Source organism: Chitinophaga polysaccharea (genome assembly GCF_007829335.1).
In the GTDB taxonomy this organism is placed as follows: domain Bacteria; phylum Bacteroidota; class Bacteroidia; order Chitinophagales; family Chitinophagaceae; genus Chitinophaga; species Chitinophaga polysaccharea_B.
In genome coordinates, this window is sequence record NZ_VIWO01000003.1 from 555,587 (window position 1) to 580,634 (window position 25,048).

The window sequence follows — 25,048 nt, forward strand, 5'->3', positions numbered from 1 at the left end:
GCTGTTAAACAGCATGGTCACATCCGCACAACAACCACATCCTATAAAAGTAGCCTGTTTAGGTGCCAGCATTTGTGCTGGCGCCGGACTGGCGCATCCGGAAAATGAATCGTACCCGGCACAGCTGGGGCATAAGCTGGGAGCCCGTTACCAGGTAACCAATTACGGCGTAAGCAGCACTACCTTATTGAAGGGAGGGGATCATCCCTATTGGAATACAGATCAGTATAAAGCGGCCCTGGCGGCCTTGCCGGATATTGTACTGATCGACCTGGGAGGTAATGACAGCAAATTGGTAAACAGGATACACCTGGATGAATATGTACCTGATTATCGGGCATTGATACGTGCGTTCAAGGCCTTGCCTTCGCATCCACGTATTTTGTTGCTGCAACCTATCGTGTCGTTTGTTACTGATACCAGTCAAATCTGGGACCCGGTGATTACTCAACGCATTCTGCCCAAAGTACAGCAGGTGGCTTATGAAGAACAGGTGGAGCTGGTGAATATGAACGCATTGCTCAAAGGCAAGCCTGCCTTACTGCCGGATGGTATTCACCCTAACCTGGAAGGGACTACGCTGATGGCCAAAACCCTGTACGAAGTATTGCATACCGGGAGGGACAATGCCTACGATCTTATTGACTGGTTGAAGGAAGAGAAAAGTATCTCCTCTTTTTATGGTTATCGTTGTGCCGACTTCCAGTTTGCCGGGCATGCCTGTAAAGTAGTAGCACCAAAGAAAGCGGCGTTGGGGCATCCCTGGATCTGGAGGGCCCGCTTCTGGGGGCATGAACCACAGGCAGATATTGCCTTGCTGGAAAGAGGTTTTCATGTGGTGTTTTGCGATGTCGCGGAATTATTTGGCAATGCAGAAGCTATACAGGTATGGAACCGCTATTATGCCTATCTGCATGAAGCGGGATTATCAACTAAAGCGGTGCTGGAAGGGATGAGCAGGGGAGCCGTATATGCATATAACTGGGCGGCGGTAAATCCCGGGAAAGTAGTTGCGGTATATGTAGATAACCCGGTGCTGGACCTATGTAGCTGGCCTGGTGGTGCCGCAAAGCGGGGAAGTGGCAGTAACGAGTGGAACCAGTTTAAGCAGGACTATGGGTTGACGTCGGACAGCGCTGCGCTGCTTTTTAAAGGTAGCCCGTTATACAAGACCAAAGAAATAGTAAAAGGAAAGTACCCCTTATTACATGTATTGGCAGATGCCGATACCGATGTTCCACCAGCGGAGAACACCCTTCCTTTTGAAGAAAAGATAAAAGCATTAAAGGGAAATATAACGGTGATGCATAAACCAGGTTTTGCCCATCATCCGCATAGTTTTCCGGATCCTACGCCTATCGTGGATTTTATCTTGCGTGCTGTATATCGGTAGGGGGCTTATTGCAACAGCCATTCCAGCTTATACATGCGGTGAAAGGAATCGTAATGTAGTAACTCCGCGTCGCGCTTAAACAGTGCATCCACCTGGTCGGGCAGACTGGCATGTGTGTTGGCGAATGCCTGCTTTATATTCCAGGTAGTGAGTGCCTGCATGGCGCCATTGGGTGCGGAAAAATAGTATTTAAACTGGTCGGCAGGTCCTTCTTTGGGAGAAGTGGGTTTTTTCCGTTTGTAAAGCAGCAGCTTGGGGTTATTGTTTAGAATCTGGTAACTGTGATTCCCTTCAATGCGATAAATTTCCCCGGAGGTGAGCTGATAAGCAAAGATATCTTTTTTATAGATGTGAGTGGTGCTGCCCGCAGCGCTAACAGTCACGTAGCTTTTAGGCGCCAGGGTATACAGCTTTATTTTAGAAGCCTGCCCATTATCTGCCGTATAGCTGAGCTGTTTGTTCAGGTAGTCATTCATGGTACGATAGATGCCTGTGATCTTCTTTTGGGCGCTTAGCGCTGTGCTGATACACATAAAAAGGGCGAGGCAGATAGTCTTCTCCCGATGTTTTATAATGCTGCTACAATACTCCATATGACGTTTTATTCGTTTCGGTGTACGGCAATTTTACAAAAACTGTGCTTCATTTGAAATACTATGGCAAAAAAAACGGCAGAAAAAGCTAAGAATGGTGTGGTATAGCGGGATTGGAATGCGCAAATTTAGGCGCATCTCAATAAGCGCATTTTCTTTATCAAGTAAAAAATCGAAATGAAACCAAGATGTTTCTTTAAAAGTCTGTTTGTGTGCCTGGCAGTTTTGACAGGAGTGGCTGTGGTGCCGGCGGTGGCACAAGTAAATTTCAAAACCCGGCAATGGAGCCTTCAGTTGGACAATTCCGGGAAACTCACCAGTATGAAGAGTCTTGCATTACAGAAGGAATTTCTGTATACAGACAAAGCAACGGCGTTAATGAGCATTAAAAAGGATGGGGCCATCCTTCCTTCTCAAAGTTGTACCTGGAATCCGAAAAAATCAGAGCTGGTGTTATCTTACCCACAAGCGGGAGTGACAGCAACCGTAAAAGTGCAGCGCAACGACAGCTATATCAGTTTTGAGCTGATCAACCTGGCGCCGGCTGAACACATTGACCTGGTGTTATGGGGCCCGTATCCTACCACCATAGCAGATACCGTAGGAGAAGTGGTGGGAGTGGTGCGTAATAAGGAATTTGCGATCGGCATCCAGGCATTGAATATAAAAACGCTGGGAGGGTACCCCAACGCGGAAAGCGATGTAGAGCCATCGTACGATATATTTGAAAGCGGCCATAGATTGGATGTAACAGCAGATGACATGAACAAGCAATTGTTCAGGGGCGATGTAGCGCGACCAACGGAATATGGGGCTTCGTTGCAGGCCTATTGCCGCAATCGCGATAAGGACCGGGTGATTGAGAACTGGGGACATGCTGCGTACCTGGCGCCCGCCTTTAAAGACGGCGGTGTTGTGGGTAGCAAGATTGCACTGTTTGGCGTGAGCAATGCTGAGGTGTTACCCACCATTTCCCAGATTGAACTAAAAGAAGGGTTACCACATCCTTTACTGGATGGCGAATGGGGTAAGCAGGCCAGCCATGCATCGGAATCGTATCTCATCATGGATTTTGGCGTGGATAATCTGCCAGCTGCGATAGCGGCTACCAAACAGGCTGGTCTCCGGTATCTTTATCATGGCGATCCTTTTGATACCTGGGGGCATTTCAAACTGCATGCGAAGGAGTTTCCGCAGAACTGGGCAAGCATGAAGCAATGTGTTGAAACGGCGAAAGCAGCAGGAGTGCGACTGGGCGTACATACTTTATCCAACTTTATTACTACCAACGATCCCTACGTAACACCGGTACCTGATCCAAGATTGGGCAAAGTGGGTTATTCAACACTTAGCCAGGCGATCGATGCCAACGCAAAGGAAATCGGCATCGAAGACCCGGTTTTCTTTAATCAATTTCAAAATAATACACTGAAGTCGGTGGTTATTGGTAATGAAATTATCCGGTATGGAAGTGTTTCTGCCGCTGCTCCATGGAAACTGTTGGACTGCCAGCGTGGCGCCTTTGGTACTCATGCTGCTGCACACCAGCAAAATGATAGTATAGGAAAATTGATGGATCATGCTTACAAAGTATTTCTAACTGATTATGCGCTGCAGGAAGAAATGGCTACCACCATTGCCAACCTTTTCAATGAAACAGGTCTGATGCAGATTTCTTTCGACGGACTTGAAGGATGCTTATCTTCTGGTATGGGACAATATGCCCGGCAACTATTTACCAAAACATGGTATGATCACCTGAAGCCTGAATTAAAAGGAAAAGTAATCAATGATGCCAGCACGCCAGGTCACTACTTCTGGCATATTTACACCCGGATGAACTGGGGAGAGCCCTGGTACGCGGGTTTCCGGGAAAGCCAGTTACAATTACGCCTCAAGAACCAGCAGTTTTTCCGCCGCAACCTGATGCCTTCTATGTTGGGCTGGTTCAGCCTGCGTCCGGAAACCACACCGGAAGATATAGAGTGGATGCTGGCCATGGCAGCAGGATATAATGCCGGCTTCGGACTGTCGACCAGCCTGGAAACGTTGCAGAAACACGGCAAAAAAGATGAGGTACTTGGATTGATCAAAACCTGGGAACAGGCGCGTATGCAACATATTTTCAGCGAAGCCCAGCAAGCGCAGATGCGGAGCCTGAAGCATGAATTCCACCTGGAGATGACAGGGACGAATGAATACCGGTTAACACCGGTATACAATGCTTACTTTAAGCATAGCCAACAGATGAAACAGCCCGGAGAGCCTGTCTTTTCCACGTTCCAGTTCAATAATCCGGCAGCCAGCCAACCCGTTTCCTTTATTATTTCTCTCGCTGGCGGTAAGGATTTTGATCCGGATGTTACCTTCGATCAGATATCCATTGCTATCAATCACCAGGATGCGTTAGTGTTGCCGGTAAGCCTGAAAAGGAATCAATTCCTGAAATGCGATGGCAAAGTGGTGAAGTTGTATAACAAGCAATGGCAGCTAATACAAACGGTGGAACTGAGCAAACCTTTACCGGTGCTATCTAGCAATGCCAATGAAATTGTTTTTGATGGAAAGTATTCCGGAGAAAATGGCGCAGATGTGAAGCTTGAAGTACGTGCCAGCGGAGCGCCGGAAATCATTCACGCAGGTCGCTAAGACCGCGGAATAAATGTCTTTTTATTAATAAGGCTGACTAAAAAGCGCTTGCGCTTTTTAGTCAGCCTTTTGCTTTTATAGGAGGCATTACGCTTTATTTACCAATCTCGAACACGCCGCCTTTCATCAAATCTTCATGTCGCAGTATCAGCGCCGAATACGGCTTACCATTTCTTTTAACACCGGGCTGGGAACCGGTAGTTAGCGTAGTCACCGTATTGTTCCCGGTATGAATGACAACGCGATCAAATGAAGGAACCGTCAGCGCATATTCCGGCGCTACGGGGTTGACCGGATAAAATCCCATGGCTGCAAATACATACCAGGCGCTGATCTGGCCGGCATCGTCGTTGCCACAAAGGCCACCGGGACCCTCATCATATTCATTAGTCAGTATTTCCCGAACGCAGGCGGCTGTTTTCGTAGGGCTGTTGACGTAGTTATATAGGAATGGAATCTGTTGCCCAGGCTCATTACCATGCCAGTATTCTTTTTTGATAAAGAGACTGTCGAGCGCCGCTTCAAATTTGGCTTTGCCGCCGGTGAGGCGGATCAAACCGGGGATATTCTGCGGTACGTAGAAGCCATATTGACGAGGCGTACCTTCTGTGATAAAAAAGAGTTTCTGATCGCGGTTGGGATGTTGATACCAGCTGCCATCGGCGTAGCGGCCATTTACATCGCCCAGTGCGGTGTCAAATACATGCACATAGTTTTGGGCCCGTTGCTGTAATGCGCGGTAGTCGTCGTTTTTATGCAGTGCTTTCGCTACAGTCGACAAGGCATAGTCATCATAAGCATATTCGAGGGTACGTGACACCTGTTCCCTGCTGTGGAAGGCAAAGGGCACAGCATCTTCCAGCGGTACATAGCCATATCGCAGGTAGGAGGCCAGGGCTCTGCGGCCTTTGCCCTGATGATAATCGGCCGGTGCGGCGGTATCGAAAGCATTTTGGCGCATGAGGCGATAGGCTGCTGCTACATCGTAGTCACGAATCCCTTTGTTATAGGCCGATGCTATGAAAGCAATGGCATGATCGCCGATCATGGCCGCAGTATAGTTGTTCCAGCAGGGGAAGATGGGTAGCCAGCCGCCCTGTTGTCCTTTCAGGATCAGCGAGCGCACAAAATCATTGACTAACTCCGGCTTTAGTATCTCGTACAATGGCAACTGTGCCCGGTAGATATCCCACATGGAAAAATCGTCGTAGTAATTGCCTGCCGCCAATTGTTTTACCTGGTAGGATTGGGAGAAGGCAGGGTAGGTGCCTTTGACATCGTTAAAAAGACGGGGATGCTGCATGGTATGATACAGGGCAGTATAAAATATTTTTTTGGTTTTTTCTTGAGACCCGTCCACTATGATTTTATTCAAAACCTGATTCCAGGTATCGTTGCCTGCTTTGGCGACCGCCTTAAAATCCCAGTGATTGATTTCGGCGCGGAGGTTTTCGCGGGCAGCGGCAATGCTGGTAAAAGAGGTACCAATGCGTACTTTGAGGATGCTGCCTTTATGCACTTTGAACTTAACGATGCCACCAATGCCTGGTTGAGATTCGATGCTACGGGCATCCGCTAGTGTGGTATCGTTGAATACCCTGGGTGCATCAAAGCTTTCTTCAAATTGTACCACAAAATAGCCACTGAACCCGGCGGGTTGTCCCTGTCCCTGGTAAATACGATAAGCCGGGTTGTAGCCGCTGATTTCGTGGTGCTGTGGATCGATGTATATCGCCCCTTTGCCACGGTCGCTGTTGGGGCGTATGATAAAATAGCAGTCATCGTCCTGGTCGAAGCTGAATTGCATCATGCTGCAACGGGCGGTGGCGGATACTTCTGCTTTCAGGTGATATTGAGGCAGCGTAATGCCATAATAAGCGGGCGTGGCGACTTCGCTGTTGTGCGAAAACGTAGTGGCGTAATCGTTAGGCCGTGTTTTCGGTGTGCCGCAAAGGGGCATGATGGTAAAGCTGCCGTAGTCCTGGGTGCAGGAGCCGCTGAGCCAGTGTGTGCCCCGGAAACCGCTGAAAAGTTTGTCTTTGTAGTAGTACGGAGCTACGCATTTTTGCTCAGTGAGTCGCGTTTGTGGTGTCCATTGTGTCATTCCAAACGGGGTGCCTACCGCCGGGATGGTGTTGGCCAGTTGTTCTGTACCTGCGCCATGTTTAACAGCAGTCAGCGTAGTACTGTTGGCGGTACCGGTCAACGGGTTGACGTAGGGCACCAGGTCGCGTTGTTGTGCGATGGCGGATAAGGTGGTCAGCGAAGAAATAAGAAGGATATAAAAGAACGGACGCATTACGGATTCATTTAACTTTGGCTATCCCAATAAAAGTAATAAACTATTATGACCAACAAAATAAAAGTGCTGGCTATTTGCGGCAGCACGCGGCAATCTTCTTCCAATCATAATATTATCAAGGCTTTTACGGCTTTAAGCAACGATATTTTTGATGTACAATTATACGAGGAGCTTACTCATTTGCCACATTTCAACCCCGATGAAGATATGGCGCCGGACAGTGCCCCAGCGCCTGTACAGGATTTTCGCCGGCAGTTGGAACAGGCCGACGCTGTATTGATCAGCACACCGGAATATGCTATTGGGGTACCGGGTACGCTCAAGAATGCGATTGACTGGACGGTGTCTTCCATGCATTTTTCGAAGAAGCCGGTGGCGCTGATTACCGCCGGAACCTCCGGCCATAAGGCGCATCAGTCGCTGTTAGGAACTTTGCTGATTATTGAATCGCGGATCAGTGACGATACGCAGGTGGTGGTGTCGTCGGTGAGGACTAAGGTCAATGACCAGGGTGTGATTACCGACGAAGTAACGTTGGCAGCCATACGTAAGTTGATACAATCCCTCGCGGGATTGGCGGATGGTAGTGTTACTGCCTGTTTGCCGCCGCCGTCGTTGTTTTAGAAAGATATCATAATGAGCAACGGTGGCGCTGCGCCACCGTTGCTCATTATGGTTTTTAATTAACCGTAAATTGTTTGTTTTCCGTGATGCCTTTCCAGTTATCCGTACGGAATGGCGCTGCCGGAAATCCTTCCTTATTAAACAGGTTGTCTTCTATATTATCGTCGGCCCAGCCATAGCGTACAGCTACGGGGGTAGTCACTTCATCGCAGGCTACGATTACTTTATCGCCCTCCAAATAGGCTTTTGCGTAATGGAATTGCTGATCGGCGCCGGCGATTTCAAATCCGCGGATATAGCCGTATTTATCTTTTACCGTCAGACCGGAACCGATGCCGGTAAAGCTGAGTTGGGCTTTATTACCATTGATCTGCATAGATTGGAATACAGGTCCGCTATACACGATATTTTGTCCGTAAGTGTTGTGAAGCGCTACAGCGGCGAGGCGTTTACCTACGTCCTGTTTATTCCGGGGATGTATATCTTTCGGATCGCCTACGTCGGTAATCACCGCCATGCCGGTATTAGGTAGTTGGAGCGTAAGGGTTTGGGCTTCGCGGAGTTCTGCCCAGTCGCTTCCTTTTTGGCTGTTGCCATTGTTGGCGTTGAAGCTGGCCAGTTGAACAAAATAGAATGGGAAATCGCCCTGGTTCCACAGGCGGCGCCAGTCGCTGATCATCAGCGGAAATGCTTTCCGGTACTGGTAGGCGCGGCCGGCGTTGGTTTCGCCCTGGTACCAGATGGCGCCTTTGATGGCGAAGGGCAGGATCGGGTGTATCATGGCATTGTACAACAGGGAAGGATAGCTGTTGGGGCCTACGCTTTTTTCCGGTGAAATGGCTGATGCAATGCGGAAGGCCCAGTCGCCGGCCAGCGGTTGCTGGTGGTCATCTACCTTGATAAAGATATTGGCGGCTTCGCCATAGAATCCGCCGCCACCGGCATTATCCTCTATTTTAACCGCAATCACGTTGTTACCGGCTTTTAATACACCGGCGGGAACCTGGTAGGTACGTGCGGTGTTATAGGAATTGGTATTGCCTACCGCTGTGCCGTTGATATAGGTAACATCATTGTCATCTATTGTGCCCAGGCTGAGTACTGCTGGTTTCCCGGCATCGGCGGCATCAATGTTAAAGCTGCGGCGGAACCAAACTATCCCATCGAAGTTGGGGAGCTGTTGCTCCTCCCATAGGCCGGGGACTTTCATTTTCTTCCAGGACTGGTCGTCGGTATTCACGGAAGACCAGGACGCAGCGGTAGTTGCGTCGGGGAGACTGCCCTGTACCTTTTGTATGAGTTGGACCTGTTTTTCTTTGGCTACGCGGGAAAGGGAATCGATGTTGAGCACCGGCAAGCCTTTCATCAGGTCGCGGAAGGTTTCGCTGCCGGCCATGCCATCGCGGCTGATCCAGGTTTCCACCATGGTGCCTCCCCAGGACGTATGGATCAGGCCAATAGGCACATGCAGCTGTGCCTGCAGGGTGCGGGCAAAGAAGTAGCCCACCGCCGTGAAGTTGCCGGTAGTAGCAGGATCTGCGGCCTTCCAGGCGCTTGCTTTTACATCGCTTTGGGGTGTAATGGCAATATCTTTCGGTAAATAAAAATGGCGGATACCGGGGTTGGCGGACCCGGCTTCCTCGGCAGCAGCATTAATCACGCCATTTACCTGGAATTCCATGTTAGATTGTCCACTGCACACCCATACATCGCCCATCAGGATATCGCGCAGGGTGATGGTATTATTGCCTTTTACAGAAAGACTGTAAGGACCTCCCGCAGTTTCAGGTTGCAGGAACACTTTCCATTGACCGTTTTTATCTGCTTTTACAGTTTTTACCTGGTCGTGGAACTGGATAGTAATTTTTTCATTTTTATCGGCCCAGCCCCATACAGGGATGGGTTTATCACGCTGTAGCACCATGTTATCCCCGAATATATTGGGCAAACGAACGGTGGCAAAACTGGCAGTGCTGATCATGGCAGCCGCCAATAAAAGAACTGTTTTTTTCATGATGTCGGTATTGTCTGTATAAAGAAAGGAGGGTAACTCCGTGGAATCGCGCCTATAAATGTAGCAAACACAAATTTCATATTTATATTTTTTTTGTTGGCCGCCAACAGGGGCTTAAAAAGATATAAAACTAACAGGCAATAGTGTAACAAGACCGGCCGGGGGACGGCGTAGCTTTGCATTAAATCGAATAAATTATGTCAACCGCTATATCAATGCAACCTTTTGCACACACGAAACGCCCGGTAAAAGAAACATTCCCCGTATTGGAAATGACTTGTGCAGCCTGTGCTGTCAGCGTAGAATCTATGTTGAAATCTGTACCCGGCGTGGCAGATGCCGGCGTTAACTTCGCCAACCAGAGCGCCTGGGTAGAATACGACCCGGGAGCTGTTACCCCGGAGCAGCTACAACAAAGTGTACGCAGCGTGGGATACGACCTGCTGATCGATAAGGAAAACCAGGAAGAAGAACAGGCCAGCGCCCAGCAAAGGCATTATCGCCAGGTGAAACAACGTACCATCTGGTCAGCTATATTATCGCTGCCTGTAGTCATTATCGGTATGTTTTTCATGGATATGCCTTACGGTAATTATATCATGATGGCCCTGGCCACGCCGGTAGTATTTTTCCTGGGCCGCCACTTTTTTGTGAACGCCTGGAAGCAGGCCCGCCACGGCAAAGCCAATATGGATACGCTGGTGGCGCTGAGCACCGGTATCGCCTGGATATTCAGTACATTCAACACCTTTTACCCTGAGTTTTGGCACCAGCGCGGCTTGCATGCCCACGTATATTTCGAAGCAGCAGCAGTAGTAGTTGCGTTTATTTCTCTTGGAAAATTATTGGAAGAAAAAGCAAAATCCAATACCTCTTCTGCCATCAAAAAGCTGATGGGGTTACAGCCTAAAACTGTACTGCTGGTGGGCGCCGATGGCCATACTACTGAAGTAGCCATTGCACAGGTAAAAGTAAATGACCTGCTGCTGGTAAAGCCGGGCGAAAAAATCCCTGTAGACGGTAAAGTAGATAATGGTAATTCGTATATCGATGAAAGTATGATCACCGGTGAACCGGTGCCGGTAGCCAAAAAAGCCGGAGATCCGGTGTTTGCAGGTACCATTAACCAGAAAGGAAGCTTTCAGTTCAGGGCCGAGAAAGTGGGCGCTAATACCCTCCTGGCCCAGATCATTAAGATGGTACAGGAAGCACAGGGTAGCAAAGCTCCGGTACAGAAGCTGGTAGACCGCATTGCCGGTATCTTTGTACCGGTAGTTATCGGGATCGCTATCCTGACCTTTATTACGTGGATGGCATTGGGAGGTGATAATGCCTTTACTCATGCGTTACTGACTGCGGTTACCGTATTAGTGATTGCCTGTCCCTGTGCCCTGGGCCTGGCCACACCTACCGCCATCATGGTGGGTGTAGGAAAGGGCGCCGAAAATAATATCCTGATCCGCGATGCAGAAAGCCTGGAGCTGGCCCATAAAGTAGATGTGCTGATACTGGATAAAACCGGTACCATTACCGAAGGGAAGCCGGTGGTAACCGATGTGCTCGACTATATCAAGGAGGATACCGCCTGGTCTGTGTTGTATGCCCTGGAACGACAGTCTGAGCATCCGCTGGCAGAAGCTATTGTATCTCATCTCTCTGAAAAAAACATACAGCCGGTAACGTTACCTCATTTTGAAAGTATTACCGGTCAGGGAGTAGAAGCCCGTTATCAAAACCGTACCTGGTATGCCGGCAACCAAAAACTGATGGCTAGCCGCCAGGTGGTGATCAGCGACGCTACCGCCGCCAGTGCCAGCGCCTTACAGGCTGCGGCCAAAACCGTGATCTACTTTGCTTCCGGCACTACCTTACTGGCAGTGATAGCCATCGCCGATAAAGTGAAAGCTACTTCCAAAACAGCCATTGAAACCCTGCAGCGTAGTGGTATTGAAGTGTACATGCTCACCGGTGATAACGCCCATACTGCCGCCGCAGTGGCCCGGCAAACAGGTATTAAACACTACCGGGCGGAAGTACTGCCGGCCTTCAAAGCTGCCTTCGTAAAAGAATTGCAACAGGCAGGTAAAGTGGTGGCCATGGCCGGTGATGGTATCAACGACTCCCAGGCACTGGCACAGGCAGATGTAAGCATCGCCATGGGTAAAGGATCTGATATAGCGATGGACGTGGCTAAAATGACGCTCATCACCTCCGACCTGAATAGTATTCCCCGGGCCCTGAAATTATCCGGAAAAACAGTGCGCACCATTAAACAAAATCTCTTCTGGGCGTTTATATATAACATCATCGGGATACCGGTAGCAGCAGGCGTATTATTCCCGATCAATGGGTTCCTGCTCGATCCTATGATTGCCGGCGCCGCCATGGCCCTGAGTTCTGTTAGCGTGGTAAGTAACAGCCTGCGACTGAAAGCCGCTAAATTATAAGCCGGTAATTATATAAAACGAAACATGAATTATATAACGATATGCCCCCTGGGTCGAAGTAATTTTACATTATCAAACAAATCAATAACAATATAAAAAACAGTATATCATGGAAACGACTCAATTCAAAACCAATATCAAATGTTCAGGATGTATAGCCACTGTAACTCCCGTATTAAACAGCCTGGTAGGCGAAGATAACTGGGAAGTAGATCTGCAGAGCCCTGATAAAGTGTTAACCATCGCCAAAGAAAATATCGATAAGAGCGAAGTACGCAACGCCATAGAAAAAGCCGGCTATAGAGCAGAATCACTGGCATAAAATTAAGCAGCCGCAGGCATCAATTATTCAACATTAAAACCGATTCATATGAAAAAGATATTATTGACAGGTATAGCACTGGTAGCAGCATTTTTACAACCCGGCATGGCGCAGGATCGCCCTGTATCCAAACAATTATCGCCTTTGCTGACGGAGTATTACAATATTAAAGATGCACTGATTGGCAGCAATGCCGGTACCGCATCCGCAGAAGCTGCCGCTTTCGTAAAAACTGCTGCCGCCATTGATATGAATAGTATGCCTGCTGCTGCACATGATGCGTATATGCCACTTTCAGCTAAACTGGCGGCCGACGCTCAGGCCATTGCCGATACAAAAGATATCAGCAAACAACGGGCTTACTTTAAAACATTTTCCGATAACTTTTATCAACTGGCCAAAGCAGTATCTTTATCTGCCCAACCAGTATACCAGGAATATTGCCCCATGAAAAAAGCATACTGGTTAAGCAGCAGCAATGCCATCAAAAATCCTTACTTCGGCAGCCAGATGCTGACCTGCGGAAAAGTAAGCGATACCATTCAGTAGTTTTTTAATTTCCATCATGAGAGCACTTTTTCTGTATATCACCTTTATGAGCCTGTGTAGCATTGCTGCCGCACAGGCTTCTTTAAACCAGCCACCCCGCGTGGTACGCTACGAACTCTATGTAGGCGATACCATGGTAAATTATTCCGGTAAACACAGCCATGCACTGGCCATTAACGGATCCATACCCGGACCTACACTGGAGTTTACCGAAGGCGACACTGCCGAAATTTATGTACACAACACCCTCAAAGGAGAAACCTCTATCCACTGGCATGGCGTAATCCTGCCCAACCAGGAAGATGGCGTATCTTACCTGACTACCCAGCCGATTAAAGGCGGACAAACACATAAATTCCGCTTCCCGATCGTGCAACATGGCACCTACTGGTATCACAGTCATACCATGTTCCAGGAACAAAGCGGTATGTATGGCGCGCTGATCTTTCATAAAAGAAATGAAACTCCCGGTAAAGCGTATACATTGTTACTCAGCGATTGGACCGACATGCATCCCCATACGGTAAACCGCTACCTGCACAACGCTAACGACTGGTTTGCCATTAAGAAAGGATCTGTACAAAGCTACTCGGAGGCGGTACAACACAAGCATTTCGGTACCAAAGTGACCAACGAGTGGAAACGCATGAACGCCATGGATGTGAGCGATGTGTACTATAACCGCTTCCTGACCAATGGTAAAGCGAGCAATGAAGCCCCGCAGTTTAAAGCAGGCGACAAAGTAAGGCTGCGGGTGATTAACGGTAGCTCTTCCACTTATTTCTGGCTGCACTATGCCGGAGGCAAAATAAAAGTTGTAGCTAACGATGGCGCAGAAGTAGTACCGGTAGAAGTAGACCGGCTCATCGTGGGTGTATCAGAAACTTATGATGTGGAGGTGACCATCCCCGACAACATGCAGTACGAGTTTATGGCCACTGCGGAAGATCGCACCGGCTCTACCTCCCTGTGGTTGGGGCAGGGCATGAAAATGGCTGCCAAACCTCTGCCACGCCTCAAATACTTCGAGGGTATGAAGATGATGAACGACATGATGAAGATGAATGGCGACCTCGATACCAGCGGTGGTATGCAGATGACCAACCAGGAAATGGATATGAATACCGTGATGTATCCTGAAATAACCGGGGAAGAAAAACCAGCGCCCATGCAACATGATATGCATAGTATGCAAATGGACAGCAGCGCCGGGGATATTGTAACCCTCAACTATGGCATGCTGCGGGCGCCGGAGAAAACCACGCTGCCGCCGGGGCCGGTGAAGCTGCTGGAATTTGAACTAACAGGCAATATGAACCGTTATGTATGGAGTATCAATAACAAAACCGTATCAGAAACCGATAAGATCCTTATAAAAAAGGGAGAGATTGTACGCATTGTGCTGTACAATAACACCATGATGCGGCACCCGATGCACCTGCACGGGCATTTTTTCCGGGTACTGAACGGTCAGGGTGAATATTCACCACTGAAAACTGTGCTGGACATTATGCCGATGGAAAAAGATACGATTGAGTTTGCCGCAACGGAAAGTGGCGACTGGTTTTTTCACTGTCATATCCTGTATCATATGATGAGCGGCATGGGAAGAGTGTTCAGCTATGAAGACTCGCCTCCCAATCCACAGGTGCCGGATCCTGCTATGGCGTACCGTATGCTGAAGAAAGATGATCGCATGTTGCATGCGATGGCGAGGGTAGGACTGGAGAGCACCGGTAGTGATGGAGAAATCATGGTGGCCAACACGCGTTACCGCTTATCTACTGAGTGGAGGCTGGGATTGAATGACCGTCATGGTTATGAAAGTGAAAGCCATTTTGGACGTTACCTGGGGAAAATGCAGTGGCTGTTTCCTTACATTGGTTGGGATATGCGTTACCGTAAGATGCATGAAGAAGAAAAGAATTTATTCGGACAACGTAATACGAAAGATTTCAGGCAGGTATTTCATGTGGGCCTGGAATATACATTGCCCATGCTGATTGTAGCCGATGCATCGGTAGATACCGATGGCCGGGTACGGTTCCAGCTGATGCGCGATGATGTACCGGTTACCAAACGTTTGCGGTTTAGCTTTATGGTCAACACCGACAAGGAATATATGGCCGGTTTCCGGTATATCGTTACCAGGAACTTTGCTTTTTCAACACATTATGATAGTGATATGGGACTTGGAGCGGGAATTACCTTAAGCTATTAATTTTTTATTATGGAACATCAGCATCAGCACGATCACACACACATGGACGGAGGAAAATCCCATGATCATAGTGCTATGGAACACAGTGAACATCAGCACCAGGGCCAACATGGTCAACAAGGCAAACACAGTCAACACGACCATCACGGTGGTCAGGGTGGCCATCACGATCATCATGCGATGATGATTGCAGATTTCAGAAAACGATTTTTTGTGGTCTTGGTACTCACCCTGCCTGTCATGTTGCTTTCGCAAATGATCCAGCATTGGTTAGGTATTAGTATCCATTTTCCGGGAGATAATTACCTGCTGCTTCTGCTTTCTTCTGTAGTCTTTTTCTACGGAGGCTGGCCATTTTTAAAAGGCTGGTGGGAAGAAATGAGGGGCTGGGAACCAGGCATGATGACACTAATAGGATTCGCCATCACGGTAGCCTATATCTATAGCGTAGCTACTGTAGCGGGGTTGAAGGGAATGGATTTTTTCTGGGAACTGACTACGCTGATTCTCATCATGTTGCTGGGACACTGGATTGAGATGAAGTCGGTAGCCGGTGCTTCGCGGGAGCTGGAGTTGCTGGTACAGCTCATGCCCGACGACGCTCACCTGGTACATGGGGAACATATCATGGATGTAAAAACTGCTACGTTGAAAGAAGGCGACGTGATCCTGGTAAAGCCGGGTGAAAAAGTGGCGGCAGATGGTAAGGTGATAGAAGGGACCACCTGGTTGAACGAGAGCATGCTAACCGGGGAATCTAAACCGGTGGAAAAGCAAAAGAATGATAATGTGATCGCAGGATCTATTAACGGTAACGGTGCTATTAAAGTGGCCGTTGCGCACGGCGCCGCCAACTCTTACCTGTCGCAGGTAGTAAAGCTGGTACAGGATGCGCAGCAGTCGAAGTCAAAAACACAGCTATTGGCCGACAAAGCGGCGCGTTGGTTAACCGGTATTGCCATCTTATCGGGTATCGTCACCTTTTTATATTGGTGGGGAAGTGGCCGTGACCTGGCTTTTGCGATAGAACGTATGGTAACGGTGATCGTGATCTGTTGTCCGCATGCGCTGGGACTGGCGGTACCACTGGTCATTGCCCGCTCTACCGCTTTATCGGCCCGGCATGGCTTGCTGATTAAGAACCGCACCGACTTTGAAAACTCCCGTAACATTACTACGATCGTATTTGACAAAACAGGCACGCTCACCGTCGGCCGTTTTGAGGTAGTACGGTTTGAGTCGCTACAGCAGGGTGTATCCAGGGAAACGGTATTGCAATTGGCCGCAGCCGTAGAAGGAAGTTCGGAGCATCCTATTGCCACGGGCATTATCAGTAAAGCGCAGGCATTGCAGTTATCCTTACCCGCCGCCGCCAACATCCAGGCCATTACCGGGAAGGGGATCACCGGCAGCGTGGACGGCAAACAGGTACAAGTGGTAAGCCCCGGATATGCTACCACGGCGTTTAGCAATGCACCGGTGGTAAACATACAGGCAGGAGAAACGCTGGTATATGTAGTGGTAAACGATACTATCGCGGGATTTATAGCCCTGGCAGACCAGATAAGACCAGAATCGGCAGGCGCCATTGCCACGTTGCAGGCCAATCATATCAAAACTACTCTATTGACGGGCGATAATAAAGTGGTGGCAGAAAGTGTGAGCAAGCAACTGGGCATGGACAGCTTCATTGCCGAAGTGTTGCCACATCAGAAGCTGGACAAGATCAAGGAACTGCAGCAGCAGGGGGAATTTGTAGCCATGACGGGAGATGGTATCAATGATGCGCCGGCGCTGGCCCAGGCAAATGTGGGCATTGCAATAGGCAGCGGCAGCGACATTGCAGCCGAAACCGCCGGTATTGTGCTCGTCAACAGCAATCCCCAGGATGTGGTGAACCTGGTATTATTCGGAAAAGCCACCTGGCGTAAAATGATGCAGAACCTGGCCTGGGCAACAGGCTATAATGTCATCGCTCTTCCCCTGGCAGCGGGAGTGCTGTATAAAGAAGGGATCTTGCTGAGTCCCGCTGCCGGCGCGGTATTGATGACCGTCAGCACTGTGGTGGTAGCGATTAATGCCAGTCTCCTGAAGGTAAAGAACGGGGGGAAATAAGCAGGGGCTGGAAGTCACATTGTGATATTATGTATATTCGTGCACTGATCACTATTTTGCCATGGAAAGGCAGGGTAAAAACAAAAAGAGGATTTAAATATTATATGGTGACGAATATCCAAAGCCTGGAGAATATACATTTGGCAGTTATCGGCCTGGGGTATGTTGGATTACCGCTGGCTATTGAGTTTGGCAGAAAATACGATGTGCTGGGATTTGACATTAACCGGGAACGGGTAACCGAATTGGCGGCGGGAGCTGACCGCACCCGGGAAGCCAATATGGAAGACCTGAAGACGGTGATGGCATTGAAAACCCAGGGAACGGTCGGACTCTCTTTTTCTTCCGATACAGCAGATCTGCGCAACTACAATGTCTTTATTGTTACCGTGCCAACGCCTATAGATGCTTTTAAAGCGCCAGACTTAGGCCCGCTTCTGAAAGCCTCTGAAATGCTGGGAAAGATATTGAAGAAGGGAGACCTGGTTATTTATGAATCCACTGTTTATCCCGGTTGTACGGAGGAAGACTGTGTGCCCGTTCTGGAAAAGACTTCCGGCCTGGTGTACAATACTGATTTCTTCGTGGGTTATTCGCCGGAACGTATCAACCCTGGGGACAAAGTGAATACGCTGACCAAAATCAAAAAGGTGACCAGTGGTTCTACACCGGCCATCGCCGACAAGGTAGATGCGTTATATGGTTCCATTATCACAGCTGGTACCCATAAAGCGCCCAGCCTGAAGGTAGCGGAGGCTTCCAAAGCCATTGAGAATGCTCAGCGCGACGTGAATATTTCCTTTGTAAATGAGCTGGCATTGATCTTCGACAAAATTGGTATTGATACCAACGATGTCATTGAGGCTGCCGGCACCAAATGGAATTTCCTGAAATACAAACCAGGGTTAGTAGGTGGTCACTGTATAGGGGTAGACCCATATTACCTGGCGCATAAAGCGGAATCCCTGGGATATCATCCACAGGTGATCTTGTCGGGCCGCCGGGTAAATGATCATATTGGTCACTTTGTAGCCAACAAGGTAGTGAAGCTGATGATTGACAAAGACCATAAGATCAAGGGCTCAAGGGCGTTGATCATGGGTATTACCTTTAAGGAAAATTGCCCGGACGTACGGAATACACGGGTGGTGGATATTTACCACGAGCTGAAACAGTTTGGACTGAAAGTAGATATTTATGATCCCTGGGCCGATCCGGCGGAAGTGGAAGCAGAATATGGACTGAAGATCTTAGGTGCTATTGACGAAGGAGCGGTGTACGATGCCATTATTGTGGCGGTGGCACATAAAGAGTTCCTGAGCTTTGACTTCGCGAAGCACCGGCGCAACAATGGCGTTATCTTCGATACCAAAGCCTGTATAGACCGGGGATTGGTAGATGGAAGACTATAAGATAGTTGTGATAGTAAATTAAAAAATGGGGGCGTTTCTGTTGTGGAAACGCCCTCATTTTTTTTTACATCTTTTTACTGGTTGATTTCCCCTGGAATTACTTCTACCACTTGTCTGGCGCCATTTCTCAAAATAGTGACCGGTATTCTTCTGCCAATTTGTTTTTCAGAGAGCAGGAGATGGAGATCATCCACAGCGGCTACAGGTTGCTGGTCGAAGGCAACGATGATATCACCGATATGCAGTTCGCTGTTATAGAAATTTCCGTCCGGTACAATTTCAAAAATGTATACGCCCGTTTGGGTGGTCAGTTTATTGGCGGCAATCATACGGCTGCTGAGGTTTACCGGTTGAGCGGCTATTCCCAGCTGGGCTCTCCTGATTTTGCCATGCAGGATCAGTTGACCGGCTATCTGCGCGGCCAGGTTAGAGGAGATGGCAAAACAAAGGCCTTGCGCCGCGGCAATTACGGCCGTGTTAACGCCAATTACCTGGCCTTCCGAATTAACCAGTGGTCCGCCGCTATTGCCGGGATTGAGGGCGGCATCCGTTTGAATAACGTTGTCGATCAACCGGCCATTGGCTGCGCGCAACGTACGCCCCAGGGCGCTGACTACGCCCGCAGTAACGGTATGTTGCAGTCCCATTGGGTTACCAATGGCAATAGCAATCTGCCCTACCTGTAGCGCAGACGAGTCCGCCAGCTGCATGGCTTTCAGCCCGGTTTCATCAATTTTCAATACCGCAACATCGGTAGACGGGTCGGTCCCCTTGATTTCTGCCGCTACCTTACGACCATCCGCAAAAGATACCCGGATGCTGTCGGCATTTTCTATGACGTGGTGATTGGTAATAACAAAGCCGTCGGAGGAAATAACAAAGCCGGAACCTGCGCCTGTTTGCGGGCGCTTATCCCGCGTTCGCGGATCATTTGCCTTTATCTTTTTCTGTACTTCTATATGTACCACAGATTCAGCCACCGTACCTACCACGCCGGTAACGGTCTGAGAATAGGCATCTAATAAACTCCTGTCTTTCGACGCCTGGTGCGTAAGAAATGAAATTGAGTTATCCATAATCTTTAGCGGGTCAAATATATTTCCAGTTTACTGCAGATGTCGTTTTGGCATTTAAGTGGCGTTTTTTTATGACAAGTTAGCGGAAAGGAACAAAAAGCTACTGACGTGAATGACCCAAAAATACCCGCTAAAATCATTCTCTACAATAGCTTTTTACTTGCTGCTTTCCGCTTTCTGCTCTTAATTACCTATTTTGACAGTCTATGCCAGGAATCGATTTAAAGGCACTGTGGAAAGCTGTTTGTATGGAGGACGATCAACAGTCGTTCCGCCAGCTGTTTAATCATTTTTACCCGGGATTAGTGCGGTTTGCCATGGACCTGACGATCAGCCGGGAAGCGGCGGAAGAACTGGTAGCCGATGTTTTTATTCAGCTCTGGAAAAACAGGAAACAGGAAGATCCCATCCTGTATTTTAAAACCTATTTATATACGGCCGTACGTAACCGTTGTTATAATCATCACCGCGACCAGCAAAAGCATCAATGGCTGGAGCTGGAGGCAGAAGACGCGCTCCCTGCCGAGGATGAGGTGCATCCGCAACTGGAATGGAAAGAAATGCAACGGTGGCTGGATAGGGCCGTGGAAAGCCTCTCTCCCCAGGGGCGGACCATTTTCCGGTTGGTACGGGAAGAAGGATTTAAGTATAAAGAAGTGGCCGATATCCTGGGGATCTCTCCCCGTACAGTAGAAACCCAGCTGGTACGGGCTACCAGTCGCCTGCGACAGGCATTACATCAATATGGCGGCGGTTTTAACCAGCCCATCCCCGGCCGCTGAAAAATTTTTTCTCCGCTTGTAAGTAATTGTCTCTTTCCTGGTGTCTATCCGGTAAGGTACCCTTTGTCGATTAAACCGATCTTACATGAATGCGCATCGCCTGGATGAATTGATCACCGCTAAACTGAGCGGCACGCTGGATGAGAGCGGGCAGCAGGAGTTAGCGGCGTTATTGGAGCAACACCCTGAATGGGGAACGGAGCTTGGTTTGCTGGAACAATACTGGCAGTCGCCGCCGGCGCCGGAAGCACCCGCTGCCGGTGTTTTTGATAAAATGATGACAACAGCATTGGCGGCAGAGGAAACAGGGAACGCCCCGGTGATAAAGCGGATGCGCTGGTGGAAGTGGGCGGCTGCCGCGGCCGTAGCCGGCTTGCTGGGCGCGCTCAGTTACCAGGCCTGGTGGCATGGCGGACAATCTGCTGCTGGCGCCGCCTTGGTGGCCACCCGCAATGGAGAACGGAGACAGCTTATCCTCAGCGATGGTAGCATCGTACACCTGAATGCTTCCAGTCGGCTTACCTGTCAATTGAATGCCCGTAGCCGGGAGATATGGCTGGAAGGAGAGGCTTACTTTGAAGTAGCGCCCGATGCGGCCCGCCCCTTTACAGTACATGCCGATCACCTCAACATACACGCCCTGGGTACTGCCTTTAATGTAAAAGCTTATCCCGGGGACGCCCTGTTTGAAACTACCCTGTTGCAGGGAGCCGTAGAAGTATACACTGATAAGACACCCAATGATAAAATACGGTTACGCCCCTACGAAAAAATAGCGGTGGCGCGTAACCAGCTCCGGGAACTGCCGGCAGGGAAGCTGGAGATAAAACCAGTGGTATCTAAAGCGGTTACTGCCAAAGCAGGGATGCAGCCGGCGATAGACAGTACCTTACGGGAAACCGCCTGGGTGAGTAACCGGCTGCAGTTCGATTCGGTCAACTTCCAGCAGCTGGGCATCTTGCTCGAACGCTGGTATGGGATACAGATCGTATTCCGGAACGATGCTGTAAAACAGTATGTATTCAGCGGTTCTTTTGCTTCCGAATCAGTTACACAGGCCTTACAGGCGTTACAGCTGACGGAGGATTTTCACTTTGAAAATAAAGGCACGCAGATCATTATATATTAAACACGTTCACTTAAAAAGCGTTTATGAAAAACTAAAAACCTGTAACACAGTCCAATGAAAAAAAACAGGAAATGCGGCTAACATTTCCTGTGTAAGGCAAATCAGCAAAGCGCCGGCCCCTTTTGGAACAGACGGCAGGGCCTTGCTATTTTATCACCCGTTATCACAAATTTATGGAAAAAGTCAACCAATCGGATGCATGCCGGCGAAGCACGGCTATGCGCAAGTATTTGATCATTATGAAGCTATCATTCTTTATTGTCTTGTTTTCATGTATGCAGGTGGCTGCCACCGGGTATTCCCAGAAGCGCATCACCCTTAACCTGAAAGATACAGAGCTGAAAAAAGTGCTGGACCGCATTGCGGGACAGTCGGATGTCCGCTTTTTGTACAGCAACCGTAAGGTAGACCTGCAACAGCGTGTGAGCGTCAATACCTGGGAAGCACCCCTGCCAACGGTACTGGACAAGGTATTGGCCGGCACCGGCTTTACCTATAAAGAACTGGAAGGACAACTGGTGGTGATCATCCCAGAAAATACCCATTGGGAAAATATAAAAATAAAAGGCCGCGTTACCGGCATCGACGACCAGGCCGCCCTGCCCGGCGTTACGATACAGGTGAAAGGTACCGCCATCGGTACGGTGACCGATGCCAACGGCAACTTCTCTCTCGACGCACCTGCCGATGGCATCCTGCTGTTTCGCTATGTAGGATATGAACCGCTGGAACTGCCCGCCAAAGCGAATATGGAAGTGCAGCTAAGAAAATCATCCAGCGCTCTCACGGAAGTGGTGGTAATCGGTTATGGCGTTACACAGAAAAAAGACCTCACCGGGTCTATCGCCAGCGTAACACCCAAGGAGTTTAACAAAGGCATCATCAGCAACCCGGTACAGGTGTTACAGGGAAAAGTAGCCGGCCTGGTGATCAGTAAACCCGGCGGCAATCCCAACGGTAAGATCAGCATCAGCCTGAGAGGTGCTTCTTCTCTATCGGCCAGCAGTCAGCCGCTGTTCGTGGTAGACGGTATCCCGGGTATCGATATCAATGCCGTACCTCCCGATGATATCGTATCTATCGATGTATTAAAAGATGCTTCTGCAGCAGCCATCTACGGTTCCAGGGGCGCTAATGGCGTTATTATCGTTACTACCCGCCGTGGTAAAGACGGCGCCTCCCAGGTTTCGTACAGTGGCTATATCGGCATGGAAAAGCTCTCCAATACCTATGATGTCCTCGGCGCCGCTGCCTATCGCCAATACCTGAAAGATAATAGCATCGATCCCGCAGGCTTCGACCTGGGCGCTGCTACCAACTGGCAGAAAGCTATTACCCGTACAGGTATCAGCCATAGCCACAATATTTCTATGAGCGGTGGCAAGGCCAATACCCGCTACAGCGCCTCTGTTAACTATCTCAACAATGAAGGCATTGTGCTCAACTCCGGCCTGGAACGCATGATTGGTCGCATTACGCTGGACCAGGGCGTGTTTGATAATCGCCTGCGCCTGGGATTATCCATGAATTATGTGGGAGAGAAGAATAAATACCAGGGCCTCGACCCCGACGGCAACGGAGATAACCGCATCTGGGAACAATCTGTCGCCTATAATCCCACTGCGCCCGCTTATAACCCGGACGGTTCCTTTTTCGAAAAACTGGATATCAACGATAACTATAATCCCGTAGCGTTGGCAAACGAAATTAAACACCAGCGGGCGCTGAATCGCTTTATAGGAACAGCGAAAGCTACCTACGATATCACCCCCCACCTCAGCTACGACCTGTTGCTGGGACTGGAGCGCGCCTCCAGCGATCGCGGGTTATATTATTCCAAATACTCTCCGGTAACAGAAGGCGCCGGCAGCAACGGTACCGCTACGCGCGCATCCAAAACCTGGGATAATAAAACCCTGGAAACTTATTTTACCTATAACCTGCCCTGGGGAAAGAATGTGCTGAAAGCCACCGCAGGATATTCTTACCAGAACTTCTTTGCTAATAGCATGTCGGCCGGCAATACCCAGTTTGTATCTGATATTTTCGGCTACAATAACTTAGGTGCTGGCCAGGGCGATCAGCCAGCGGTATCATCCGGTGCAGAGGAAAATTCCCTGGTATCCTTCATCGGCCGCGTATTTTACAGCTATAACGATAAGTACCTGCTCACCGGTACTGTGCGCCGGGACGGATCTACCCGTTTTGGGAAAGACAAGAAATGGGGGACTTTCCCTTCCGCCTCGCTGGCATGGCGTATTACACAGGAACCGTTTTTACAGAACAGTAGCTGGTTGCAGGATCTTAAGCTACGGGTAGGTTATGGTATCACTGGTAACCAGGAAATCCAGAACTATAAATCGCCGCTCACTTATAGTCCCGGTGGTAAGGTACTGGATAATGGGCGCTGGGTGACTTCCTACCAGATCGGGCAAAATGAAAATCCCAATCTCCGCTGGGAATCGGCCGCGCAATTTAATGCAGGCATAGACTTTACGCTGTTTAAAGGAAGACTGAGCGGAACATTGGAATATTACGACAAGCGCACCAAAGACCTGCTGTTCAATTACAATGTTCCTTCGCCGCCTTATCTTTTCCCTTCCATGCTGGCCAACGTAGGTAAGATCAGCAACAAAGGAGTGGAATTGTCGTTGAATGGCGCTATTATCGATCATAAAGATTTCAGCTGGAGTGCGTCTTTCAATATTTCCCGTAACTACAACGAGATATTGTCTATCGCCAACGACCAGTTTAAAAGCGATGCTATTTACGATGGTACTGTGGGTGCGCGTGGACTCACCGCTGTACAGATTGTGAAAGTAGTGCCCGGCTATTCTATCGGTACGTTTTACATTCCGCATTACATTGGTACCGATGCAAATGGTAACCAGCAGTTCGAAGACCTCGACGGCAGCGGTACATTCGATTTCCGCAGCGACAGCCGCGTGGCGGGGAATGGCCTGCCCAAATACCAGGCGGGTTTGGCCAACAGCTTCCGGTATAAAAACTTCGACCTGAACTTTTTGCTGCGCAGTCTTTTTGGTTACCAGATCTTTAATGCTACCGAACTGGTGCTGAGCGATCGTTTCAGTCGCCTGCCCGGCCGCAATGCCATGGCTAAATATGCCAACAGCAATATTAAAGGCACCTATGTATCCGATCGCTTTATTGAAAACGGCGCCTTCCTCCGCCTGGATAATTTTTCACTGGGATACAATATCCCGGCAGTGCATAGCAAGTGGTTTGCCAATCCCCGGGTATATGTTTCAGGACAAAACCTGTTCGTGATCACGAAGTATTCTGGTCTCGACCCTGAACTGCCCATAGATGGCCTGGCGCCAGGGATCGATAACCGTAATATCTATCCGAAAACACGCTCGTTTGCACTGGGCTTTACGGTCAACTTTAAATAAAAACAAT

The 25,048-nt window shown here is 49.2% G+C and carries 16 protein-coding genes; 12 read left to right on the plus strand and 4 right to left on the minus strand.

Going from position 1 to position 25,048, the window contains the following annotated elements:
• Positions 1-13 precede the first annotated feature (13 nt).
• Positions 14-1,393 carry a GDSL-type esterase/lipase family protein gene (locus tag FHW36_RS13840; protein WP_145669837.1) on the plus strand — a complete coding sequence of 460 codons (1,380 nt, stop codon included), beginning with the start codon at positions 14-16 and terminating at the stop codon, positions 1,391-1,393.
• A gap of 5 nt (positions 1,394-1,398) precedes the next feature.
• Here FHW36_RS13840 and FHW36_RS13845 read toward each other — a convergent pair whose 3' ends face one another.
• Positions 1,399-1,926 carry a hypothetical protein gene (locus FHW36_RS13845; RefSeq protein ID WP_145669838.1) on the minus strand — a complete coding sequence of 176 codons (528 nt, stop codon included), beginning with the start codon at positions 1,924-1,926 and terminating at the stop codon, positions 1,399-1,401.
• A gap of 237 nt (positions 1,927-2,163) precedes the next feature.
• Between FHW36_RS13845 and FHW36_RS13850 the strand changes: the two genes are divergently transcribed.
• Positions 2,164-4,635, plus strand: a complete 2,472-nt coding sequence (locus FHW36_RS13850; RefSeq protein ID WP_145669840.1) for a hypothetical protein — start codon at positions 2,164-2,166, stop codon at positions 4,633-4,635.
• 94 nt (positions 4,636-4,729) lie between these two features.
• On the opposite strand, the gene FHW36_RS13855 is transcribed toward FHW36_RS13850, so the two are convergent.
• Positions 4,730-6,934 (minus strand): GH92 family glycosyl hydrolase, encoded by a 2,205-nt coding sequence (locus tag FHW36_RS13855; RefSeq protein ID WP_145669841.1) that lies wholly within the window; start codon positions 6,932-6,934, stop codon positions 4,730-4,732.
• Positions 6,935-6,982: 48 nt separating this feature from the next.
• Between FHW36_RS13855 and FHW36_RS13860 the strand changes: the two genes are divergently transcribed.
• Complete coding sequence (locus tag FHW36_RS13860; RefSeq protein ID WP_145669842.1) at positions 6,983-7,561, plus strand: NADPH-dependent FMN reductase; 579 nt, start codon at positions 6,983-6,985, stop codon at positions 7,559-7,561.
• A gap of 55 nt (positions 7,562-7,616) precedes the next feature.
• Here FHW36_RS13860 and FHW36_RS13865 read toward each other — a convergent pair whose 3' ends face one another.
• Positions 7,617-9,575: a sialate O-acetylesterase gene (locus FHW36_RS13865; RefSeq protein WP_145669843.1), complete on the minus strand. Its 1,959-nt coding sequence runs from the start codon at positions 9,573-9,575 to the stop codon at positions 7,617-7,619.
• Positions 9,576-9,772: 197 nt separating this feature from the next.
• On the opposite strand from FHW36_RS13865, the gene FHW36_RS13870 reads away from it, so the two are divergent.
• The 6 genes from FHW36_RS13870 (at position 9,773) to FHW36_RS13895 (ending at position 18,641) form a co-directional block, all read left to right on the plus strand.
• A complete protein-coding gene (locus FHW36_RS13870) occupies positions 9,773-12,022 on the plus strand; it encodes a heavy metal translocating P-type ATPase (protein WP_145669844.1) in 2,250 nt (749 codons plus the stop codon).
• 109 nt (positions 12,023-12,131) lie between these two features.
• Positions 12,132-12,344, plus strand: a complete 213-nt coding sequence (locus FHW36_RS13875) for a heavy-metal-associated domain-containing protein (protein ID WP_145669845.1) — start codon at positions 12,132-12,134, stop codon at positions 12,342-12,344.
• Positions 12,345-12,392: 48 nt separating this feature from the next.
• Complete coding sequence (locus FHW36_RS13880; RefSeq protein WP_145669846.1) at positions 12,393-12,893, plus strand: DUF3347 domain-containing protein; 501 nt, start codon at positions 12,393-12,395, stop codon at positions 12,891-12,893.
• A gap of 16 nt (positions 12,894-12,909) precedes the next feature.
• Positions 12,910-15,114 carry a multicopper oxidase domain-containing protein gene (locus FHW36_RS13885; protein ID WP_145669848.1) on the plus strand — a complete coding sequence of 735 codons (2,205 nt, stop codon included), beginning with the start codon at positions 12,910-12,912 and terminating at the stop codon, positions 15,112-15,114.
• A gap of 9 nt (positions 15,115-15,123) precedes the next feature.
• Positions 15,124-17,229, plus strand: coding sequence for a copper-translocating P-type ATPase (locus FHW36_RS13890; protein WP_145669849.1), 2,106 nt, complete (start codon positions 15,124-15,126; stop codon positions 17,227-17,229).
• Between the two features lie 104 nt (positions 17,230-17,333).
• Entirely contained in the window at positions 17,334-18,641 is a 1,308-nt protein-coding gene (locus FHW36_RS13895; RefSeq protein WP_145670247.1) for a nucleotide sugar dehydrogenase, read from the plus strand.
• Between the two features lie 74 nt (positions 18,642-18,715).
• On the opposite strand, the gene FHW36_RS13900 is transcribed toward FHW36_RS13895, so the two are convergent.
• Positions 18,716-19,717: a S1C family serine protease gene (locus FHW36_RS13900; RefSeq protein WP_145669850.1), complete on the minus strand. Its 1,002-nt coding sequence runs from the start codon at positions 19,715-19,717 to the stop codon at positions 18,716-18,718.
• 248 nt (positions 19,718-19,965) lie between these two features.
• Between FHW36_RS13900 and FHW36_RS13905 the strand changes: the two genes are divergently transcribed.
• The 3 genes from FHW36_RS13905 (at position 19,966) to FHW36_RS13915 (ending at position 25,041) form a co-directional block, all read left to right on the plus strand.
• On the plus strand, positions 19,966-20,499 hold the full coding sequence (locus FHW36_RS13905) for an RNA polymerase sigma-70 factor (protein ID WP_186452429.1): 534 nt from the start codon (positions 19,966-19,968) through the stop codon (positions 20,497-20,499).
• Positions 20,500-20,584: 85 nt separating this feature from the next.
• Entirely contained in the window at positions 20,585-21,628 is a 1,044-nt protein-coding gene (locus tag FHW36_RS13910) for a FecR family protein (RefSeq protein WP_145669852.1), read from the plus strand.
• A 239-nt stretch (positions 21,629-21,867) separates the two neighbouring features.
• A complete protein-coding gene (locus FHW36_RS13915) occupies positions 21,868-25,041 on the plus strand; it encodes a TonB-dependent receptor (RefSeq protein ID WP_186452430.1) in 3,174 nt (1,057 codons plus the stop codon).
• Positions 25,042-25,048: the final 7 nt, after the last annotated feature.